Source organism: Variovorax sp. SRS16 (genome assembly GCF_901827165.1).
GTDB lineage: Bacteria > Pseudomonadota > Gammaproteobacteria > Burkholderiales > Burkholderiaceae_C > Variovorax.
Window position 1 is genome coordinate 201,511 of sequence record NZ_LR594666.1, and the last position, 16,360, is coordinate 217,870.

The window sequence follows — 16,360 nt, forward strand, 5'->3', positions numbered from 1 at the left end:
ACTGGGCCTCTCGCACACTCACCGGACAGAGACATGACCACCCAGATTTCCGTTCCCACCCCGATCGCGCACTACGTCGCGGGCCGCCGCACCGGCGGCGCCTCGCAACGCACCCAGGACGTGTTCAACCCCGCCACCGGCGCGGTGACCGGCCGCGTCGCGCTCGCCAGCCGCGCCGATGTCGACGAAGCCGTCGTGGCCGCGCAAGCCGCCTTCCCGGCCTGGGCCGACACGCCGCCGATCCGGCGTGCGCGCGTGATGTTCAAGTTCCTCGAGCTGCTCAACAAACACCGCGACGAACTCGCGCACCTGATCACCGCCGAGCACGGCAAGGTCTTCACCGATGCGCAGGGCGAGGTCTCGCGCGGCATCGACATCGTCGAGTTCGCCTGCGGCATTCCGCAACTGCTCAAGGGCGACTTCACCGACCAGGTCTCCACCGGCATGGACAACTGGACGCTGCGCCAGCCGCTCGGTGTGGTGGCGGGCATCACGCCCTTCAACTTCCCGGTGATGGTGCCGATGTGGATGTTCCCGGTCGCGATCGCGGCCGGCAACACCTTCATCCTCAAGCCCAGCCCGACGGACCCGAGCGCCTCGCTGCGCATGGCCGAACTGCTCAAGGAAGCGGGCCTGCCCGACGGCGTCTTCAACGTCGTGCAGGGCGACAAGGAGGCGGTCGATGCGCTGCTGGAACATCCCGACGTGCGCGCCATCAGTTTCGTCGGCTCGACGCCGATCGCCAACTACATCTACGAGACCGGCGCGCGCCACGGCAAGCGCGTGCAGGCGCTCGGCGGCGCCAAGAACCACATGGTGGTGATGCCCGATGCCGACATCGACCAGACCGTCGATGCGCTGATCGGCGCGGGCTACGGCTCGGCCGGCGAGCGCTGCATGGCGATCAGCGTCGCGGTGCTGGTGGGCGATGCGGCCGACAAGATCATGCCGCGCCTGGTCGAGCGCGCGAAGCAATTGAAGATCCTCAATGGCACGAACCTCGACGCCGAGATGGGCCCGATCGTCACGCGCGCGGCCCATGAGCGCATCAGCGGCTACATCGCGCTGGGCGAGAAGGAAGGCGCACGCCTGCTGGTCGACGGCCGCGGCTTCGACGGCAAGAGCGCCGGCCAGGGCTGCGAGGCCGGCTTCTGGATGGGCGGCACGCTGTTCGACCAGGTCACGCCCGACATGCGCATCTACAAGGAAGAGATCTTCGGGCCGGTGCTGTCCTGCATGCGGGTGCACGACCTGAAGGAAGCGGTGGACCTGATCAATGCCCACGAGTTCGGCAATGGCGTCTCGTGCTTCACGCGCGACGGCAACGTGGCGCGCGAGTTCGCGCGCCGCATCCAGGTCGGCATGGTGGGCATCAACGTGCCGATCCCGGTGCCGATGGCCTGGCACGGCTTCGGCGGCTGGAAGCGCTCGCTGTTCGGCGACATGCATGCGTATGGCGAAGAGGGCGTGCGCTTCTATACCAAGCAGAAGTCGATCATGCAGCGCTGGCCGGAGAGCATCGGCAAGGGGGCCGAGTTCGTGATGCCCACTGCAAAGTAACGCGTCTTTTCCCTCTCCCTCCGGGAGAGAGGGCAATACCCCTCGCTCGACGATCGCTTTAAAATCGCGGCTCCTGCCCGAGGAGCGTTGCAACGCTCGGCCTTGCCGAGCGTCAGGCTCGGGCCCCGGGCCGTATCCACGGCGCGCCATGCAACGACGCTCACCTGACCCATGTCTTTTCCAGGTGAGCCGTCCATGTCCTCCTTTCCCGATGTCCCTCCCATGAAACTGTCCGGCCTGGAGCCGGTGCAGATCGGTGAAGGCACGCTGTTCGTCAACATCGGCGAGCGCACCAACGTCACCGGTTCGAAGGCCTTCGCGCGCATGATCCTCAACGGCCAGTTCGAGGAAGCGCTGGCGGTGGCGCGCCAGCAGGTCGAGAACGGCGCGCAGGTGATCGACATCAACATGGACGAGGCCATGCTCGACAGCAAGGCCGCGATGGTGCGCTTCCTGAATCTGATCGCGAGCGAGCCCGACGTGGCGCGCGTGCCGATCATGGTCGACAGTTCCAAGTGGGAGGTGATCGAGGCCGGCCTGCGCTGCATCCAGGGCAAGGGCATCGTCAACTCGATCTCGATGAAGGAAGGCGTGGACGAATTCAAGCGCCAGGCCAGCTTGGTGCGCCGCTACGGCGCCGCGGCGGTCGTGATGGCCTTCGATGAACAAGGCCAGGCCGACACCTACGAACGCAAGATCCAGATCTGCGAGCGCGCCTACCGCATCCTGGTCGACGAGATCGGCTTCCCGCCCGAGGACATCGTCTTCGACCCCAACATCTTCGCGATCGCCACCGGCATCGAGGAGCACAACAACTACGCGGTCGACTTCATCAACGCCACGCGCTGGATCAAAGAGAACCTGCCGGGCGCCAAGGTGTCGGGCGGCGTGAGCAACGTGAGCTTCAGCTTCCGCGGCAACGACCCGGTGCGCGAGGCGATCCACACGGTGTTCCTCTACCACGCGATCCAGGCCGGCATGGACATGGGCATCGTCAACGCCGGCATGGTCGGCGTCTACGACGACCTCGAGCCCACGCTGCGCGAGCGCGTCGAGGACGTGGTGCTCAACCGCCGCCCCGATGCCGGCGAGCGCCTGGTCGAGGTGGCCGAGACCGCCAAGAGCGGCGCCAAGGACGAGAGCAAGAAGCTCGAATGGCGCGGCACGCCCGAGCAGCCGGTGTCGGTCGAGCAGCGCCTGTCGCATGCGCTGGTGCACGGCATCACCGACTTCATCGTCGACGACACCGAGGAGGCCTACCGCGGCATCCTCGCCAAGGGCGGCCGGCCGCTGCACGTGATCGAAGGCCCGCTGATGGACGGCATGAACGTCGTCGGCGACCTGTTCGGCGCCGGCAAGATGTTCCTGCCGCAGGTGGTGAAGTCGGCGCGCGTGATGAAGCAGGCGGTGGCGCACCTGCTGCCCTACATCGAGGAAGAGAAGCGCCAGGACGAGGCCGCGGGCCGCGACGTGCGCACCAAGGGCAAGATCGTCATCGCCACCGTCAAGGGCGACGTGCACGACATCGGCAAGAACATCGTGACCGTGGTCCTGCAGTGCAACAACTTCGAAGTGGTGAACATGGGCGTCATGGTCCCGTGCCACGAGATCCTCGCGCGTGCCAAGGTGGAGGGCGCGGACATCGTCGGCCTGTCGGGCCTGATCACGCCCAGCCTCGAGGAGATGCAGTACGTCGCCGGCGAGATGCAGAAGGACGATCATTTCCGCATCAAGAAGATCCCGCTCCTGATCGGCGGCGCCACCACCAGCCGCGTGCACACCGCCGTCAAGATCGCGCCGCACTACGAGGGCCCGGTGGTCTACGTGCCCGATGCCTCGCGCAGCGTGAGCGTCGCGCAGTCGCTGCTCTCCGAGCAGGCCACGAACTACATCGACGAGATCAATGCCGACTACGACAAGGTGCGGCTGCAGCATGCCAACAAGAAGCAGGTGCCGCTGTGGCCGATCGCCAAGGCGCGCGCCAACAAGACGCCCATCGACTGGTCGGCCTACCAGCCGCCGGTGCCCAAGTTCATCGGCCGGCGCATGTTCAAGAACTTCGACCTCACCGAGTTGGTGAAGTACATCGACTGGGGCCCGTTCTTCCAGACCTGGGACCTCGCCGGCCCGTTCCCCGCGATCCTCAAGGACGAGGTGGTCGGCACCGAGGCCGTGCGCGTGTATGCCGATGCCAAGCGCATGCTGCAACGCCTGATCGAAGGACGCTGGCTCAGCGCCAGCGGCGTGATCGGCTTCTGGCCCGCCAACACCGAGCGTGATGACGACATCGTGCTCTACACCGACGAGTCGCGCAGCGAAGCCGCGCTCACCTGGTACGGCATGCGCCAGCAGACCGAGAAGCAGGTGATCGAAGGCGTGATGCGCCCGAGCCGTTGCCTCGCCGATTTCGTCGCGCCGCGCGCGAGCGGGTTGAAGGACTACGTCGGCATGTTCGCGGTCACCGCGGGCCTGGGCGTCGAGAAAAAGGAGAAGTACTTCGTCGACGACCTCGACGACTACTCGGCCATCATGTTGAAGGCCCTGGCCGATCGCCTGGCCGAGGCCTTCGCCGAGGCGCTGCACCATCGCGTGCGCACCGACCTCTGGGGCTACCAGCCCGACGAGAGCCTGAGCAACGAGGACATGATCCGCGAGAAGTACCGCGGCATCCGGCCCGCTCCGGGCTACCCGGCCTGTCCCGACCACAGCGTGAAGCGGCCGATGTTCGATGTTCTGAACTGCACGGACATCGGCATGACCCTGACCGACAGCCTCGCCATGATGCCCGCTGCCAGCGTGAGCGGCTTCTACCTGAGCCACCCCGATTCGACCTACTTCAACGTCGGCAAGATCGGGCACGACCAGCTGGAGGACATGGCGGCGCGGCGCCAGCAGAGCGAAGCCGAGCTGGAGCGCTTGCTGGCGCCGAATCTTTGACGCAGCAGGCCGGCATCCTCATGGCCGGCGGCCGGGAGTTCCTATTCAGAAGCTGATGTTTGCGGCCGCGCACTACGCGGCGCTGGCGGTCTTCGTCGTCAGCTGCTGGGGCTGCGGACGAGCGCTGCTGTCGCGCTTCGGCGCGCCGCCGCGCCCGGACGTCTGGCTTGCCGCGGCCATGGCCACGACGCTCGGGGTCGGCCTGTTCGTCTGCGCCTTCCAGGCGCTCGCGATCGCGGGCGTGTTCGGCCGTGCGGGCGTGGTCGCGCTGGTCGCCGCGGGCCTCGTGGCCGCGGCCCTGCAATGCCCCGCATGGCTGCGCGAACTGCGCGAACTGCGCGAGCTGCGCGAGCTGCGCGCCGCGCCGGCGGACGCGCCGTTCTCGGCGCTCGACAAGGTCGCGCTCGCCGCGCTCGCGCTGGTCGCGCTGCCGACGCTGATGGCACCGCTGGCGCCGCCCGCCGTCTTCGACGAGCTGATGTACCACCTGCCCTATGCGCGCCAGGTGGCCGAGAGCGGCTCGCTGGGCATCCACGCGTGGCTGCGCTATCCCTGGTTTCCGTATGACTACAACCTGCTCTTCGCTGCGGCGCTGACGGTCGGCGACGATGTGCTGCCGCATTTCCTCAGTGCGCTGGCGGGCTGGCTGTCGGTGGGGATCGTCTATCGCCTGGGCATGCAGCACACGAACCGCATGATTGCTTGCGTCGGCGCTGCCATCTGGCTCGGGCTCGGCGACTACGCGGGCGCGCTGATCGACGGAGGCACCGCACTCTTCGTGCTCGCCGCCTGTGTGGCGCTCTGGTGGTGGCGCGAATCGCCGCCGCAGCAGGGCGCGCGCTGGCTGGCATTGGCGGCTTTCTGCCTCGGCGTGGCCGCGGGTTCGAAGTACCAGGCGCTGACCTTCCTGCCGCTGGTGGCGCTGTTCGTGGCCCGGCATGAACGCCGCCCGCGCGTGTGGGGCGTCGCGCTGCTGTGCTTCCTGATCCCCTGCGTCTACTGGTACGCGCGCAACGCGCTCATGACCGGCGATCCCTTCAACCCGATCGGTGCGCGGCTGTTCGGCTTCACCAACTGGATTCCCGCCGACTACGTCCAGCAGGTGGCCGACGTGCATGCGCATGCCAACCCGCCGAACCCGCTGCTGTGGGCCTTTCTGTGGGTGCCTTTCGGCGCGGCGTGGAAGCGCTCGGCCGCGGTGCGCGCCGCCTTCTGGTTCGGCGCCTACGCGGTGGTGGTGTGGCTGCTGACCTCGCGCTACCCGCGCTACCTCAGCGCGGCCTATCCGCTGATCGCGATCTGCGCGGCGCTCGGATGGCAGCGCCTGCTTTCGGGGATCGCGACGCACTTGCACCGCGCATGGCCGCAGCACGAGGCCGCGCTCGCACGAGGCGGCCGGGCCGCGCTCGGCCTGCTCATGGCCGTGCTCGTCGTGTTCTCGGCGCACCAGGCGCTCGCCAGGGCGCGGATGATCTCGCCCACGCCGCAGGCGCGCGAGGCCTTCCTGCGCGCCAACGTGCCGGGCTATGGCGTGATGAGCTACCTGCGCGCCCATCCTTCGCCCGGCCGCGTGTACCAGGTCGCGCTCAGCGAAGCGATCTACTACGGGCCCAATCCGATCTGGGGCGATGCGCTCGGCCCGTGGCGCTACGCGGACTTCATCCTGCTGCCGGCCGACCAGATGGCCCGCAAGCTCGCAGCGCAAGGCTTCGACACCGTCGTCGTGTCCGGGCCGGTCGCGCCGGCGCTCACCGGCAAGCCCGGCTTCGATCGCCATTTCGCGCTGCTCTACCAAGAGGACGGCGCCCGCGCGTACCGTATCCTGCCGACTGCGCCATGAACGACAACCCGACCCCTCGCCCGCCCCTGCGCATCGCCGCCGTGATCCCGTGCTTCAACGAGGCACTGGCCATCGCGCAGGTGGTGGCCGAATTCCGCGCCGCGCTGCCCGAGGCGCAGATCCACGTGTTCGACAACAACTCGACCGATGGCACGGCCGCCGTGGCGCGCGCCAGCGGCGCCTCGGTGACCCGCGTCGAATTGCGCGGCAAGGGCAATGTGGCGCGGCGCATGTTCGCCGACGTCGAGGCCGACGTCTACGTGATGGTCGACGGCGACGCCACCTACGACCTCGGCGGCGTGCGCCGCATGATCGACACGCTGGTCGAAGGCAATCTCGACATGGTGGTCGGCTATCGCGTCGACGATGGCGCCGATGCGCAGACCTACCGTGCCGGCCACCGCCTGGGCAACCGCATGCTGACCGGCGCGGTCGCGCGCCTGTTCGGCGGCCGGCTCACCGACATGCTCTCGGGCTATCGCGTGTTCTCGCGCCGCTATGCCAAGTCCTTTCCCGCCGTGTCGGAAGGCTTCGAGATCGAGACCGAACTCACCGTCCATGCGCTGGAGCTGCGCATGCCCTTCGCCGAGCTGCCGGTGCGCTACCGCTCGCGGCCCGAGGGTTCGCACAGCAAGCTCTCGACCTACGCCGACGGCTGGAAGATCCTGAAGACCATCTGCCGCCTCTTCATCAGCGAGCGGCCGCTGATGTTCTTCTCCAGCATCGCCTACGTGCTGGCGCTGGGCTCCATCGCCGGGGCCGTGCCGCTGGCGATCACCTACCTGCACACCGGCCTGGTGCCGCGGCTGCCCACGGCCGTGCTGCTGACCGGCACCATGCTGACCGCGATGCTGGCCTTCGTCTGCGGCGTGGTGCTGCACACGGTGACGATCGGCCGCCAGGAAGCCAAGCGCCTGCGCTACCTCGCCATTCCCGGCGTACGGCACACGGCCGAGCCATGAAGGTCGGCCGCGAGTTCCTGTCCTTCGCCGTGGTCGGCGTGATCGGGCTGGGCGTCGATCTCGGCGTGCTGTATCTGCTCGCGCCGCTGTTCGGCTGGTATGGCGCGCGCGTCATCTCCTTCTTCGCGGCGGCCAGCACGACCTGGGCGCTCAACCGGCGCTTCACCTTCGCCCATCGGCCCTCGGGCGTATCGATCGGACGCGAGTACTTGGGCTATCTGCTGACCATGCTGGGCGGCGCGCTGGTGAACTACACGACGTACGTGCTGACGCTGCACTGGATCGCCGGCCCATGGGCGCCTGCGCTGGGCGTCGCGCTCGGCAGCTGCGCGGGGCTCGCGGTCAACTTCCTGTCGGCCCGCCACCTCGTGTTCGGCGCGCGGCGCAATCCCTGAAGGCGCGCGTCAGTGCGCGGCTGAAACCACCACGGGGATTTCGGTCGCGGGCGGCGTATTGCGGCTGCGCCCGCAGCGCACGATGCCGTCGATCATCACCATGCCGACGCCCGGAATGTCGCCCAGCTGCACGCTCTCCAGCAGGCCCGCGGCCGGCGAGTGCTGCGCGCGGTCCATGAACACGAAGTCGGCATCGCGGCCCGCCTCGATCAGCCCGCAGTTGAGCTTGCGGATGCGCGCCGTGTTGCCGGTGGCGAAGCAGAACACCAGCTCGGCCGGGATGTTCGCGAAGGCCGAGATGAAGGACACCATGCGCAGGATGCCCAGCGGCTGCACGCCCGATCCCGCAGGCCCGTCGGTGCCGAGGATCACGCGGTGCGGACACTTGAGCTCGATGGCGGCGCGGGCCGCGGCGATGGCCGTCTTCTCGTTGCCGTTGTGCACGATCTCGATCGCACGCGACGACTTCTCGCACAGCTCGCACACGTGCGCCTCGGGCAGCGAGGTGTGGCCGCCGTTGATGTGGCCGATGACGTCGGCATCGGCTTCGAGCACCGTGTCCTTGTCGATGTAGCCCGAGCCCGGGACCGAGGGCCCGCCGGTGTGGATGGTGCTCTGGATGCCGTGCTTGCGCGCCCAGGCCACCATCTCCTTGGCCTCGTAGCCGGCCTTCACCGTGCCCAGGCCGACTTCGCCGAGCAGGCCGACACCGGCTTCGGCGAGCTCCTTGAAATCGCTCTCGACCATGCCCTTTTCGATGACCGGCGCGCCGGCCAGCACCTTGACGCCGGCCGGGCGGAAGTTGTCGAAGGCGCGCTGCGCGGTGATGGCCAATGCCTTCAGGCCGACGATGTCCTTGGGCCGGCCCGGCAGGTGCACCTCGCCGGCCGAGATCATGGTGGTGACGCCGCCGTTCATCGTCGATTCGATCCAGCCGAGCTGGCTCTGACGCGGCGTCCAGTCGCCGAACACCGGATGCACGTGGCTGTCGATCAGGCCCGGCGCGACGCAGGTCTTCTTCACGTCGATCACGGTCTGCGCACCTTCGAGGTTGCAGTCCTTTTCGCGGCCGACCGCGACGATCAGCCCATCGTTCACGACGATCGTGTCGGCGTCGAGGATCGGCCGGTCGATGTCGCCCGACAGCAGCAGGCCTATGTTCCGGATGACGACCTTGCCCGACTTTGCGGTGCTTGCGATTTCTGCCATTTCTGAACCTCTTCGTGGGATGGGGTGGGTTGTTCTTCGGAGGCGCCCGCGCCGACCGTGCGCAACACGGTTTCGATCACGAAGTCCTCCCAGTGCGCGACCGCCTGCGGCGTCTCCAGCGGCTCGCCGAGGAAGGCGGTCAGCGTGTGGCGGTTCGAGGTGTAGAAGTAGCCGGTCGACGCGATCAGCAGGTACAGGTCGCGTCCGGCCACGTCGTCGCGGAACAGGCCTTGTGCGACGCCGCTGGCCATGATCTCGTCGATGATCGCGATGGCCCGCGACGAATACTCGCGCGCGCGCAGCGACTTCGCGATGTGGCGCCCCTTGTGCAGGTTCTCGGTGTTGAGCAGCGTCACGAATTCGGGGTTGCGGCGGTAGTAGCCGAGCACGAAGCGGATCAGCGCCGTGAGCGACTCGACCGGGCGTGTCGCATCGATGTCGATCGCGGCCTCGGCATCGTCCATGCGCCGGTAGATGCCCTCGAGCACCGCGATGAACAGGCCTTCCTTGCTGCCGAAGTAATAGTAGATCATGCGGTCGTACGACTTGGCCGCCTTCGAGATCTTCTCGACGCTGCCGCCGTCGTAGCCGTACCTGGCGAACACCTTGGTGGCCGCGCGCAGGATGCTGTCGCGCGTGGCCTGCGCGGCCGCCTCGCGCACGCCGGTGCGGCGCGTGGGCTTGGCGGTCGCTTTACGTTCCATCAGAGCTGCCTCGAAAGATCGCGAAGAAGGCGGCCGCCGCCGGGCCGCCCCAAGGCGAGCAGCGCCTCCCCCTCGGGGGGTGGCGAAGCACACGAAGTGGCAAGCCGGGGGGCTGTCATTTCTCGGCGAAGGCGCGTTCGATCACGAAATCGCCGGGCGTTGACGTGTTCCCTTCCTTGAAGCCGCGCGCCTCCAGGATGTGCTTGAGGTCGACCAGGAGGCCCGGGCTGCCGCACAGCATCACGCGGTCTTCGGCGGCGTTGAGCGGCGGCAGGCCGAGGTCGTCGGTGAGCTTGTTGGTCTCGATCAGCTCGGTGATGCGGCCCATGTTGCGGAACTCCTCGCGCGTCACGGTCGGGTAGTAGAGCAGCTGCTTCTCGATCATCTCGCCCAGGAATTCATGCCGGGGCAGGTGGTCCGTCACCAGGTCGTGGTAGGCCAGCTCGTCGATCTGGCGCACGCCGTGCACCAGGACGACCTGCTCGAACTTCTCGTAGGTGTCGGGGTCGCGGATGATGCTCATGAAGGGTGCCAGGCCGGTGCCGGTGCCGAACAGGTACAGGCGCTTGCCCGGCAGCGTGTAGTCGATCAGCAGCGTGCCGGTGGGCTTGCGGCCCACGATGACCGTGTCGCCGACCTGGATGTGCTGCAGCCGCGAAGTGAGCGGGCCTTCCTCGACCTTGATGCTGAGGAACTCCAGGTGCTCTTCGTAGTTGGGGCTCACGATGCTGTAGGCGCGCAACAGGGGCTTGTTGTTGACCTTGAGGCCGATCATCGTGAAATGGCCGTTGGAGAAGCGCAGCGCCGGGTCGCGCGTGGTGGTGAAGGTGAACAGCCGGTCGGTCCAGTGGTGGACGCTCAACACACGTTCTTCGCTGAAAGCACTCATAGGAATCAGGGGTGGTTTGTGAACGAAAGGATCCGCCAATTGTCGGCGACTACCGAAAACACCATTGCCAGTACCGGGTTCGTTTGCTACATTGAGCTTTGATGTAGTGAATGCCACATGAAAGTGTAGTGAATGCTACACAAACATCGGACCCGGCACAAGCGGGTTCCGGCACGGTGGGTGCAAACCCGATGAACCCGATTCCTGCGAGAAGCCCGCGATGACCGAACACACCAAGACAGACGGATTACCCGGCATGGACATGCCGGTCCTGCCCGAGGCCACGGGCCGGGCACCCCTGCGCAACGAGCGCATGAACACGAGCAAGGTCGAGTGCAACGCCTGCCCCGTCCTGTGCCAGATCTCCGAGGGCCGTACCGGCGCCTGCGACCGCTACGCCAACCGCGACGGCGTGCTGGTGCGCGTCGATCCGGTGCTGCTGCTGCGCCGCGAGCTGGCCAGCGAATCGCCCGCGCTGGTGCCCTTCGCGCGGCCGGCCGCCGAGCCCGCGGCCGGGGGCGCCGAGCCCGACTGGAACGGCGATCTCCTTCATGCCGACGAGGTTTTCGTGACCGGCGTGGGTTCCTCCACCACCTATCCCGACTACAAGCCCGCGCCCTTCATCGTGGCTTCCAGGGCGCAGGGCGTCGACATGGTGACGGTGGTCACCGAAGGCATCTTCAGCTACTGCAGCTTCAAGGTGAAGATCGACACCGACCGCTTCCTCGGCGCCGAGCAGGCCAACGTGCGTTATCGCGGCGAGGTCGTGGGCCACGTCACCACCGCCGAATACGGCTCGCAGATGCTGTCGCTCGGCGGCGTGCACCATCTGACCGGCGGCAGCAAGAAGGAAGGCCGCATGACGGTCGAGCTGATGCAACTGCTGGGCAACAAGAAGGCCGCCGAGTGCGTGATCGACGGCGGCGCCAGCATGGTGATCCAGGCCGGCCGCGCGCCGATCGTGAACGGCGTCGAGGAGCAGCGCATGCGCGTCGGCTGCGGTTCCGCGGCGATCGGCATCTTCGCGCGCCAGCTGTTCGGCCAGGCGGACGAGGTGGTGGTGGTCGACGACCACATCACCGGCGTGCTGACCGAGCACCAGGCCGGCCGCTGCCTCGACATGGCGGCCTCGGGCATCCAGATGCGCGGGCGCAAGTCGACGCCGGGGCGTTACTTCCAGGTCGCGAACCCTGGCAACGGCTGGGGCGGCACCGACATCGACGATCCGCTGTCGATCATCGAGGGCTGGGAAGAAGGCGTCGCGCGGCCCGGCCTGCGCCTCCTGATGACCTCGACCACCGGCGAGCATGCGCAGTGGTACGTGCTCGACGAACAGCTGCGGCCGGTCGAGCAGCCGATGCCGGCCGAGGTGCGGCGCATCGTCGAGCGCATCGGCGAGAACTGCGAGCCCTCTCTGTGCTCGGTGCTGTTCCTCGGCGGCGCCGGCGGCAGCCTGCGCGCGGGCGTCACCGAGAACCCGGTGCTTCTCACGCGGGCGATCAAGCGCGCGCTGGTCAACGTCACCTGCGGCGGCGCGCCGGCCTATGTGTGGCCCGGCGGCGGCATCACGGTGATGGCCGACGTGCTGCGGATGCCCGACAACAGCTTCGGCACGGTGCCGACGCCGGCCATCGTCGCGCCGATCGAGTTCAGCATGCGGCGCGACGACTACGCGGCGCTCGGCGGTCACATGGCGCACGTGTTCTCGCTCGAACAGGCGCTGGCGCGCGGGGCCTGGCAGGCCGACGGTGCGCCGCTGGCGCGCCAGTGGCTGCGCATGGATGCGGCCAATCCGTGGCCGCTGGGTCAGCCGCCGATGCTCGGTTAGGGGATTCTGGTGCCTGTTGTTTCTTTTTCCTTGGGTGGGTGCCCGGTCAGCGCTGCGGGCTGCTCGGCCCCACTGCGCCGGCCCCTTCGGGGCTGCCCTGCGGTGCTCGCCTTTCGCGGGGTCTCGCTCAAACTCGCTTCGCTCAGACAGTCGCGAGCCCTGATCCGCGAAAGGCTGCGCTCCTCGGCGGCGCAGAGGGGCCGAGCAGCCCGCAGCGCTGACCGGGCTTGGGGTGGTGCGAAGAATGCGCACTTCGTTGAGGCCCGGTGCCCTCACCCCAGCCCTCTCCCAGAGGGAGAGGGGGCAAGACCACGGCGTGTCCACGGCGGCGGGCGGTGTGCCCTGGGCCGGCCGTTGAGGCACCGCCGAGCAGCGCAGCGGTACGCGGATCAGGGCTCGCGACTGTTTGAGCCGAAGGCGAGTTTGAGCGAGACCCCGCGTACCGCGAGCAGCGCAGGGAAGCCCGAAGGGCCGGTGACGTCGGCCGGCCCAGGGCACACCGCCCGCCGCCGCGCCCGCTGTGTCATCGGACTTTGCAGCGCATCCAAAGACCTCACCGGAACAGGCGCCAGATCATGAGCGCCCAACGTAGCGCACTCGACGGCGGCCGCTGGCATCTCAACCACGGTCCGATCGACATCGTGGCCGAGGCCCGTGGCGATGCAGAGGCGGTCGCCGCGGCGCACGAGGCCGCGTGGCTGCGCTTTCGCGGCGTGCTCGACGAACTGGTTGCCGAGTTGCCCCTGCTGCGGCAGCCCGTCGGCGCGAGCTGCGCGCTGCAGGGCCGCATCGCGCGGCGCATGTGGAACGCCTGCGCGCCTTTGCGTGCCGGCTTCATCACGCCGATGGCGGCGGTCGCGGGCGCCGTGGCGCAGGAGCTGGTCGCGTTCTACGAGCGCCCCGGCATCGAGCGTGCGTGGATCAACAACGGCGGCGACATCGCGTTGCACTTCGCGCCGGGCCAGTCGGCGCGCGTCGGCCTGTTCGCCGATCTCGCGCGCTTCGATCCGAGCGATCGCGCGCCGCTCGCCACCGACGGCCAGTTCGCCATCGACGCCGCGATGCCGGTGCGCGGCGTCGCGACCAGCGGCTGGCGCGGGCGCAGCTTCTCGCTCGGCATCGCCGACAGCGTGACGGTGCTCGCGGCCAGCGCGGCCGAAGCCGATGCCGCGGCGACCGTGATCGCCAATGCCGTCGATGTCGACGACCCGGGCATCCACCGCCGGCCCGCCAGCGCCTGCAAGGACGACAGCGATCTCGGCGACATCCCGGTGACGACCGGCGTCGACGCGCTGGCGCCCGCGCAGGTGCGCCGCGCCCTGGACGCGGGCGCGGCCCGTGCCGAAGCGCTGCAGCGCTTGGGCCTCGTGCATGCGGCCGTACTCGTTTGCCAGGGGCAATGGCATGTGCTTCAGCCCTTAAGCTCGCAGACTGCGGGCCTGCTGCCCGCTGCAGCTGGTTCAGTATTTGCTTAACGAAAAGCAGGACGCTTTCATGATCGATATCCGCCGTGTCTTCACCCAGGTCGAGCACATCCACCACGAGTTCGGACCGCGTGCGGCCACGCCGCTGGTGCGCGGCGCCATCGCCGCGGTGCTGACCAATCCCTTCGCGGGCCGCTACGAGCCCGACATCCTGCCGATGATGAAGCTGCTCGATCCGGTCGGTGTCGACATGGCGCATCGGCTGCGTGCCGCCATGGACGTGCCGGTCGAGCGCATCGCCACCTACGGCAAGGGCGCGATCGTCGGCGCCGCCGGCGAGCTCGAACACGGCGCGCTGTGGCACGTGCCCGGCGGCTATGCGATGCGCGAACTGCTCGGCTGGAAGGGCGACCGCGATGCCTATCGCCAGGGCAAGGCGGAAGACAAGACGGGGCAGCCCGGCAACGGCCTGTCGATCGTGCCCTCGACCAAGAAGGTGGGCGCGCCGGGCACCACGCTCGACGTGCCGCTCACCAACATCAACGCCAGCTACGTGCGCGGCCAGTTCGACGCCTTCGAGGTGCGCGTGCCCGGCGCGCCGGCGTCCGACGAGATCGTCTACATCCTCGCGATGAGCACCGGCTACCGCGTGCATGATCGCGTCGGAGGCCTGCGGGCCGAAGACATCAGCAAATGGGACGGCCTGCGCTGAGCGGCCGGATTCACCCTTCAATCCGAGACAAGGAAGAAACCATGAGTGCCAATATCCGCAAGCTCGTCGTGCAGGTCGATGAGACCCGCAAGGAGATGGGCCAGACCATCGATCCGCCCACTCGCCGCGCGGTCGCCATCGCGGTGATCGAGAACCCCTACGCCGGCCGCTACAGCGAGTCGCTCGACGAGCTGATCGCGATCGGCGAAGAGCTCGGCGCGCTGCTCGGCCAGAAGGCGGTGCAGGCGCTCGGTATCGAGCCCGGCCAGGCGCAGAGCTACGGCAAGGCGGCGATCGTGGGCGAGGGCGGCGAGCTCGAACATGCGGCCGCGATCCTGCATCCCAAGCTCGGTGCGCCGCTGCGGCTGGCGGTCGAGAAGGGCGCGGCGCTGGTGCCGTCGAGCAAGAAGCGCGGCACACTCGGCACCGCGATCGACGTGCCGCTCGGCCACAAGGATGCGGCCTTCGTGCGCAGCCATTTCGACGCTGTCGAGGCGCGCGTGTCGGATGCGCCGCGCGCGGGCGAGATCGTCGTCGCGGTCGCGGTCACCGACAGCGGCCGGCCGCTGCCGCGCATCGGCGGACTGAAGACCTCGGAAATCAAGGGCGAAGACGGCCTCAGGTGACACCCCATCCGTCCTGCCAAGTTTTGTTCATCGACTTTCACACCGAGGAGTTTCCATGACCCCCATGCGTTTTGCGTTCAGCGCGGTTTCGCTCGCCGCACTCACCCTCGCGCTCGTGCCCGCCGCGCAGGCGCAGGGCGTGATCAAGATCGGCGAGATCAACAGCTACAAGGCGCAGCCCGCGTTCCTCGAGCCTTACAAGAAGGGCATGGAGCTGGCGGTCGAGGAGATCAATGCCAAGGGCGGCGTCAACGGCAAGAAGATCGAACTCATCACGCGCGACGACAACGCCAACCCGGGCGACGCGGTGCGCGTGGCCGAGGAGCTGGTCTCGCGCGACAAGATCGACGTGCTCACCGGCACCTTCCTGTCCAACACCGGCCTCGCCGTCGCCGACTTCGCCAAGCAGAAGAAGTTCTTCTTCCTGGCCGGCGAGCCGCTCACCGACAAGATGACCTGGCAGGGCGGCAACCGCTACACCTTCCGCCTGCGCCCAGGCACCTACATGCAGGCCGCGATGCTGGTGCCGGAAGCGGTCAAGCTCAAGAAGAAGCGCTGGGCCATCGTCTACCCGAACTACGAATACGGCCAGTCGGCCGTGGCCGCGTTCAAGCAATTGCTCAAGGCCGCACAGCCCGACGTGGAGTTCGTCGCCGAGCAGGCGCCGCCGCTGGGCAAGGTGGATGCCGGCAGCGTGGTGCAGGCGCTGGCCGATGCCAAGCCCGATGCGATCTTCAACGTGCTCTTCGGCGCTGACCTGTCGAAGTTCGTGCGCGAAGGCAATACGCGCGGCCTGTTCAAGGACCGCGAGGTGGTGAGCGTGCTGACCGGCGAGCCCGAGTACCTCGATCCGCTGAAGGACGAGACGCCCAACGGCTGGATCGTCACCGGCTACCCCTGGTACGGCATCCAGACGCCCGAGCACAAGGCCTTCTTCCTCGCGTATCACAACAAGTACCAGGACTATCCGCGCCTCGGCTCGGTGGTCGGCTACACCATGATCAAGTCGGCCGCGGCCGGCATCGCCAAGGCGAAGAGCACCGATTCCGAGAAGCTCGTCGCGGCCTTCAGCGGCCTGCAGGTGGACACGCCCTTCGGCAAGATCAGCTACCGCGCCGAGGACCACCAGTCGACCATGGGCGCCTTCGTCGGCAGGACGAAGAACGAGAACGGCAAGGGTGTGATGGTCGACTACCGGTACTTCGACGGTGCCAAGTTCCAGCCGTCGGCCGCCGACATCAAGAAAGCCCGCGCAGCGGATTGAGCGAGCCACC

At 68.0% G+C, this 16,360-nt stretch carries 13 protein-coding genes and 1 riboswitch; of the genes, 10 read left to right on the top strand and 3 right to left on the bottom strand.

Annotated elements, in window-relative coordinates; all coding sequences use genetic code 11:
* The first annotated feature begins 33 nt into the window (after nucleotides 1-33).
* The 5 genes from E5P2_RS01000 to E5P2_RS01020 all read left to right on the top strand — a co-directional run bounded on the left by E5P2_RS01000 (nucleotide 34) and on the right by E5P2_RS01020 (nucleotide 7,694).
* Nucleotides 34-1,560, top strand: coding sequence for a CoA-acylating methylmalonate-semialdehyde dehydrogenase (locus tag E5P2_RS01000; protein WP_162565320.1), 1,527 nt, complete (start codon nucleotides 34-36; stop codon nucleotides 1,558-1,560).
* Nucleotides 1,561-1,633: 73 nt separating this feature from the next.
* Nucleotides 1,634-1,729, top strand: a riboswitch (S-adenosyl-L-homocysteine riboswitch).
* A gap of 53 nt (nucleotides 1,730-1,782) precedes the next feature.
* Nucleotides 1,783-4,497, top strand: coding sequence for a methionine synthase (gene metH, locus E5P2_RS01005; protein ID WP_162565321.1), 2,715 nt, complete (start codon nucleotides 1,783-1,785; stop codon nucleotides 4,495-4,497).
* Nucleotides 4,498-4,552: 55 nt separating this feature from the next.
* Nucleotides 4,553-6,337, top strand: a complete 1,785-nt coding sequence (locus E5P2_RS01010; protein WP_162565322.1) for an ArnT family glycosyltransferase — start codon at nucleotides 4,553-4,555, stop codon at nucleotides 6,335-6,337.
* A complete protein-coding gene (locus tag E5P2_RS01015; protein ID WP_162565323.1) occupies nucleotides 6,334-7,299 on the top strand; it encodes a glycosyltransferase family 2 protein in 966 nt (321 codons plus the stop codon). The genes E5P2_RS01010 and E5P2_RS01015 overlap by 4 nt, the downstream gene beginning before the upstream one ends.
* Complete coding sequence (locus E5P2_RS01020) at nucleotides 7,296-7,694, top strand: GtrA family protein (RefSeq protein ID WP_162565324.1); 399 nt, start codon at nucleotides 7,296-7,298, stop codon at nucleotides 7,692-7,694. Before E5P2_RS01015 ends, E5P2_RS01020 begins: the two co-directional genes overlap by 4 nt.
* Before the next feature lie 9 nt (nucleotides 7,695-7,703).
* Here the strand turns inward: E5P2_RS01020 and E5P2_RS01025 are convergent, their stop codons facing one another.
* From E5P2_RS01025 to E5P2_RS01035, 3 genes are all read right to left on the bottom strand, one after another.
* A complete protein-coding gene (locus tag E5P2_RS01025) occupies nucleotides 7,704-8,903 on the bottom strand; it encodes an amidohydrolase family protein (RefSeq protein WP_162565325.1) in 1,200 nt (399 codons plus the stop codon).
* Complete coding sequence (locus tag E5P2_RS01030) at nucleotides 8,849-9,607, bottom strand: TetR/AcrR family transcriptional regulator (RefSeq protein WP_162565326.1); 759 nt, start codon at nucleotides 9,605-9,607, stop codon at nucleotides 8,849-8,851. Before E5P2_RS01030 ends, E5P2_RS01025 begins: the two co-directional genes overlap by 55 nt.
* Before the next feature lie 115 nt (nucleotides 9,608-9,722).
* Entirely contained in the window at nucleotides 9,723-10,496 is a 774-nt protein-coding gene (locus E5P2_RS01035) for a ferredoxin--NADP reductase (protein ID WP_162565327.1), read from the bottom strand.
* Between the two features lie 220 nt (nucleotides 10,497-10,716).
* On the opposite strand from E5P2_RS01035, the gene E5P2_RS01040 reads away from it, so the two are divergent.
* From E5P2_RS01040 to E5P2_RS01060, 5 genes are all read left to right on the top strand, one after another.
* Nucleotides 10,717-12,324 (top strand): 6-hydroxynicotinate reductase, encoded by a 1,608-nt coding sequence (locus tag E5P2_RS01040; protein ID WP_162565328.1) that lies wholly within the window; start codon nucleotides 10,717-10,719, stop codon nucleotides 12,322-12,324.
* Nucleotides 12,325-12,899: 575 nt separating this feature from the next.
* Nucleotides 12,900-13,799 carry a UPF0280 family protein gene (locus E5P2_RS01045; protein WP_162565329.1) on the top strand — a complete coding sequence of 300 codons (900 nt, stop codon included), beginning with the start codon at nucleotides 12,900-12,902 and terminating at the stop codon, nucleotides 13,797-13,799.
* A gap of 19 nt (nucleotides 13,800-13,818) precedes the next feature.
* Nucleotides 13,819-14,460 (top strand): amino acid synthesis family protein, encoded by a 642-nt coding sequence (locus E5P2_RS01050; protein WP_162565330.1) that lies wholly within the window; start codon nucleotides 13,819-13,821, stop codon nucleotides 14,458-14,460.
* 41 nt (nucleotides 14,461-14,501) lie between these two features.
* Nucleotides 14,502-15,086 carry an amino acid synthesis family protein gene (locus E5P2_RS01055; protein ID WP_162565331.1) on the top strand — a complete coding sequence of 195 codons (585 nt, stop codon included), beginning with the start codon at nucleotides 14,502-14,504 and terminating at the stop codon, nucleotides 15,084-15,086.
* Nucleotides 15,087-15,141: 55 nt separating this feature from the next.
* Nucleotides 15,142-16,350: an ABC transporter substrate-binding protein gene (locus tag E5P2_RS01060; protein ID WP_162565332.1), complete on the top strand. Its 1,209-nt coding sequence runs from the start codon at nucleotides 15,142-15,144 to the stop codon at nucleotides 16,348-16,350.
* Nucleotides 16,351-16,360: the final 10 nt, after the last annotated feature.

Coding starts and splice junctions, on each gene's coding strand:
- E5P2_RS01000 (WP_162565320.1), top strand. CDS start 34: ATGACCACCCAGATTTCCGTTCCCACCCCGATCGCGCACTACGTCGCG.
- metH (WP_162565321.1), top strand. CDS start 1,783: ATGAAACTGTCCGGCCTGGAGCCGGTGCAGATCGGTGAAGGCACGCTG.
- E5P2_RS01010 (WP_162565322.1), top strand. CDS start 4,553: ATGTTTGCGGCCGCGCACTACGCGGCGCTGGCGGTCTTCGTCGTCAGC.
- E5P2_RS01015 (WP_162565323.1), top strand. CDS start 6,334: ATGAACGACAACCCGACCCCTCGCCCGCCCCTGCGCATCGCCGCCGTG.
- E5P2_RS01020 (WP_162565324.1), top strand. CDS start 7,296: ATGAAGGTCGGCCGCGAGTTCCTGTCCTTCGCCGTGGTCGGCGTGATC.
- E5P2_RS01025 (WP_162565325.1), bottom strand. CDS start 8,903: ATGGCAGAAATCGCAAGCACCGCAAAGTCGGGCAAGGTCGTCATCCGG.
- E5P2_RS01030 (WP_162565326.1), bottom strand. CDS start 9,607: ATGGAACGTAAAGCGACCGCCAAGCCCACGCGCCGCACCGGCGTGCGC.
- E5P2_RS01035 (WP_162565327.1), bottom strand. CDS start 10,496: ATGAGTGCTTTCAGCGAAGAACGTGTGTTGAGCGTCCACCACTGGACC.
- E5P2_RS01040 (WP_162565328.1), top strand. CDS start 10,717: ATGACCGAACACACCAAGACAGACGGATTACCCGGCATGGACATGCCG.
- E5P2_RS01045 (WP_162565329.1), top strand. CDS start 12,900: ATGAGCGCCCAACGTAGCGCACTCGACGGCGGCCGCTGGCATCTCAAC.
- E5P2_RS01050 (WP_162565330.1), top strand. CDS start 13,819: ATGATCGATATCCGCCGTGTCTTCACCCAGGTCGAGCACATCCACCAC.
- E5P2_RS01055 (WP_162565331.1), top strand. CDS start 14,502: ATGAGTGCCAATATCCGCAAGCTCGTCGTGCAGGTCGATGAGACCCGC.
- E5P2_RS01060 (WP_162565332.1), top strand. CDS start 15,142: ATGACCCCCATGCGTTTTGCGTTCAGCGCGGTTTCGCTCGCCGCACTC.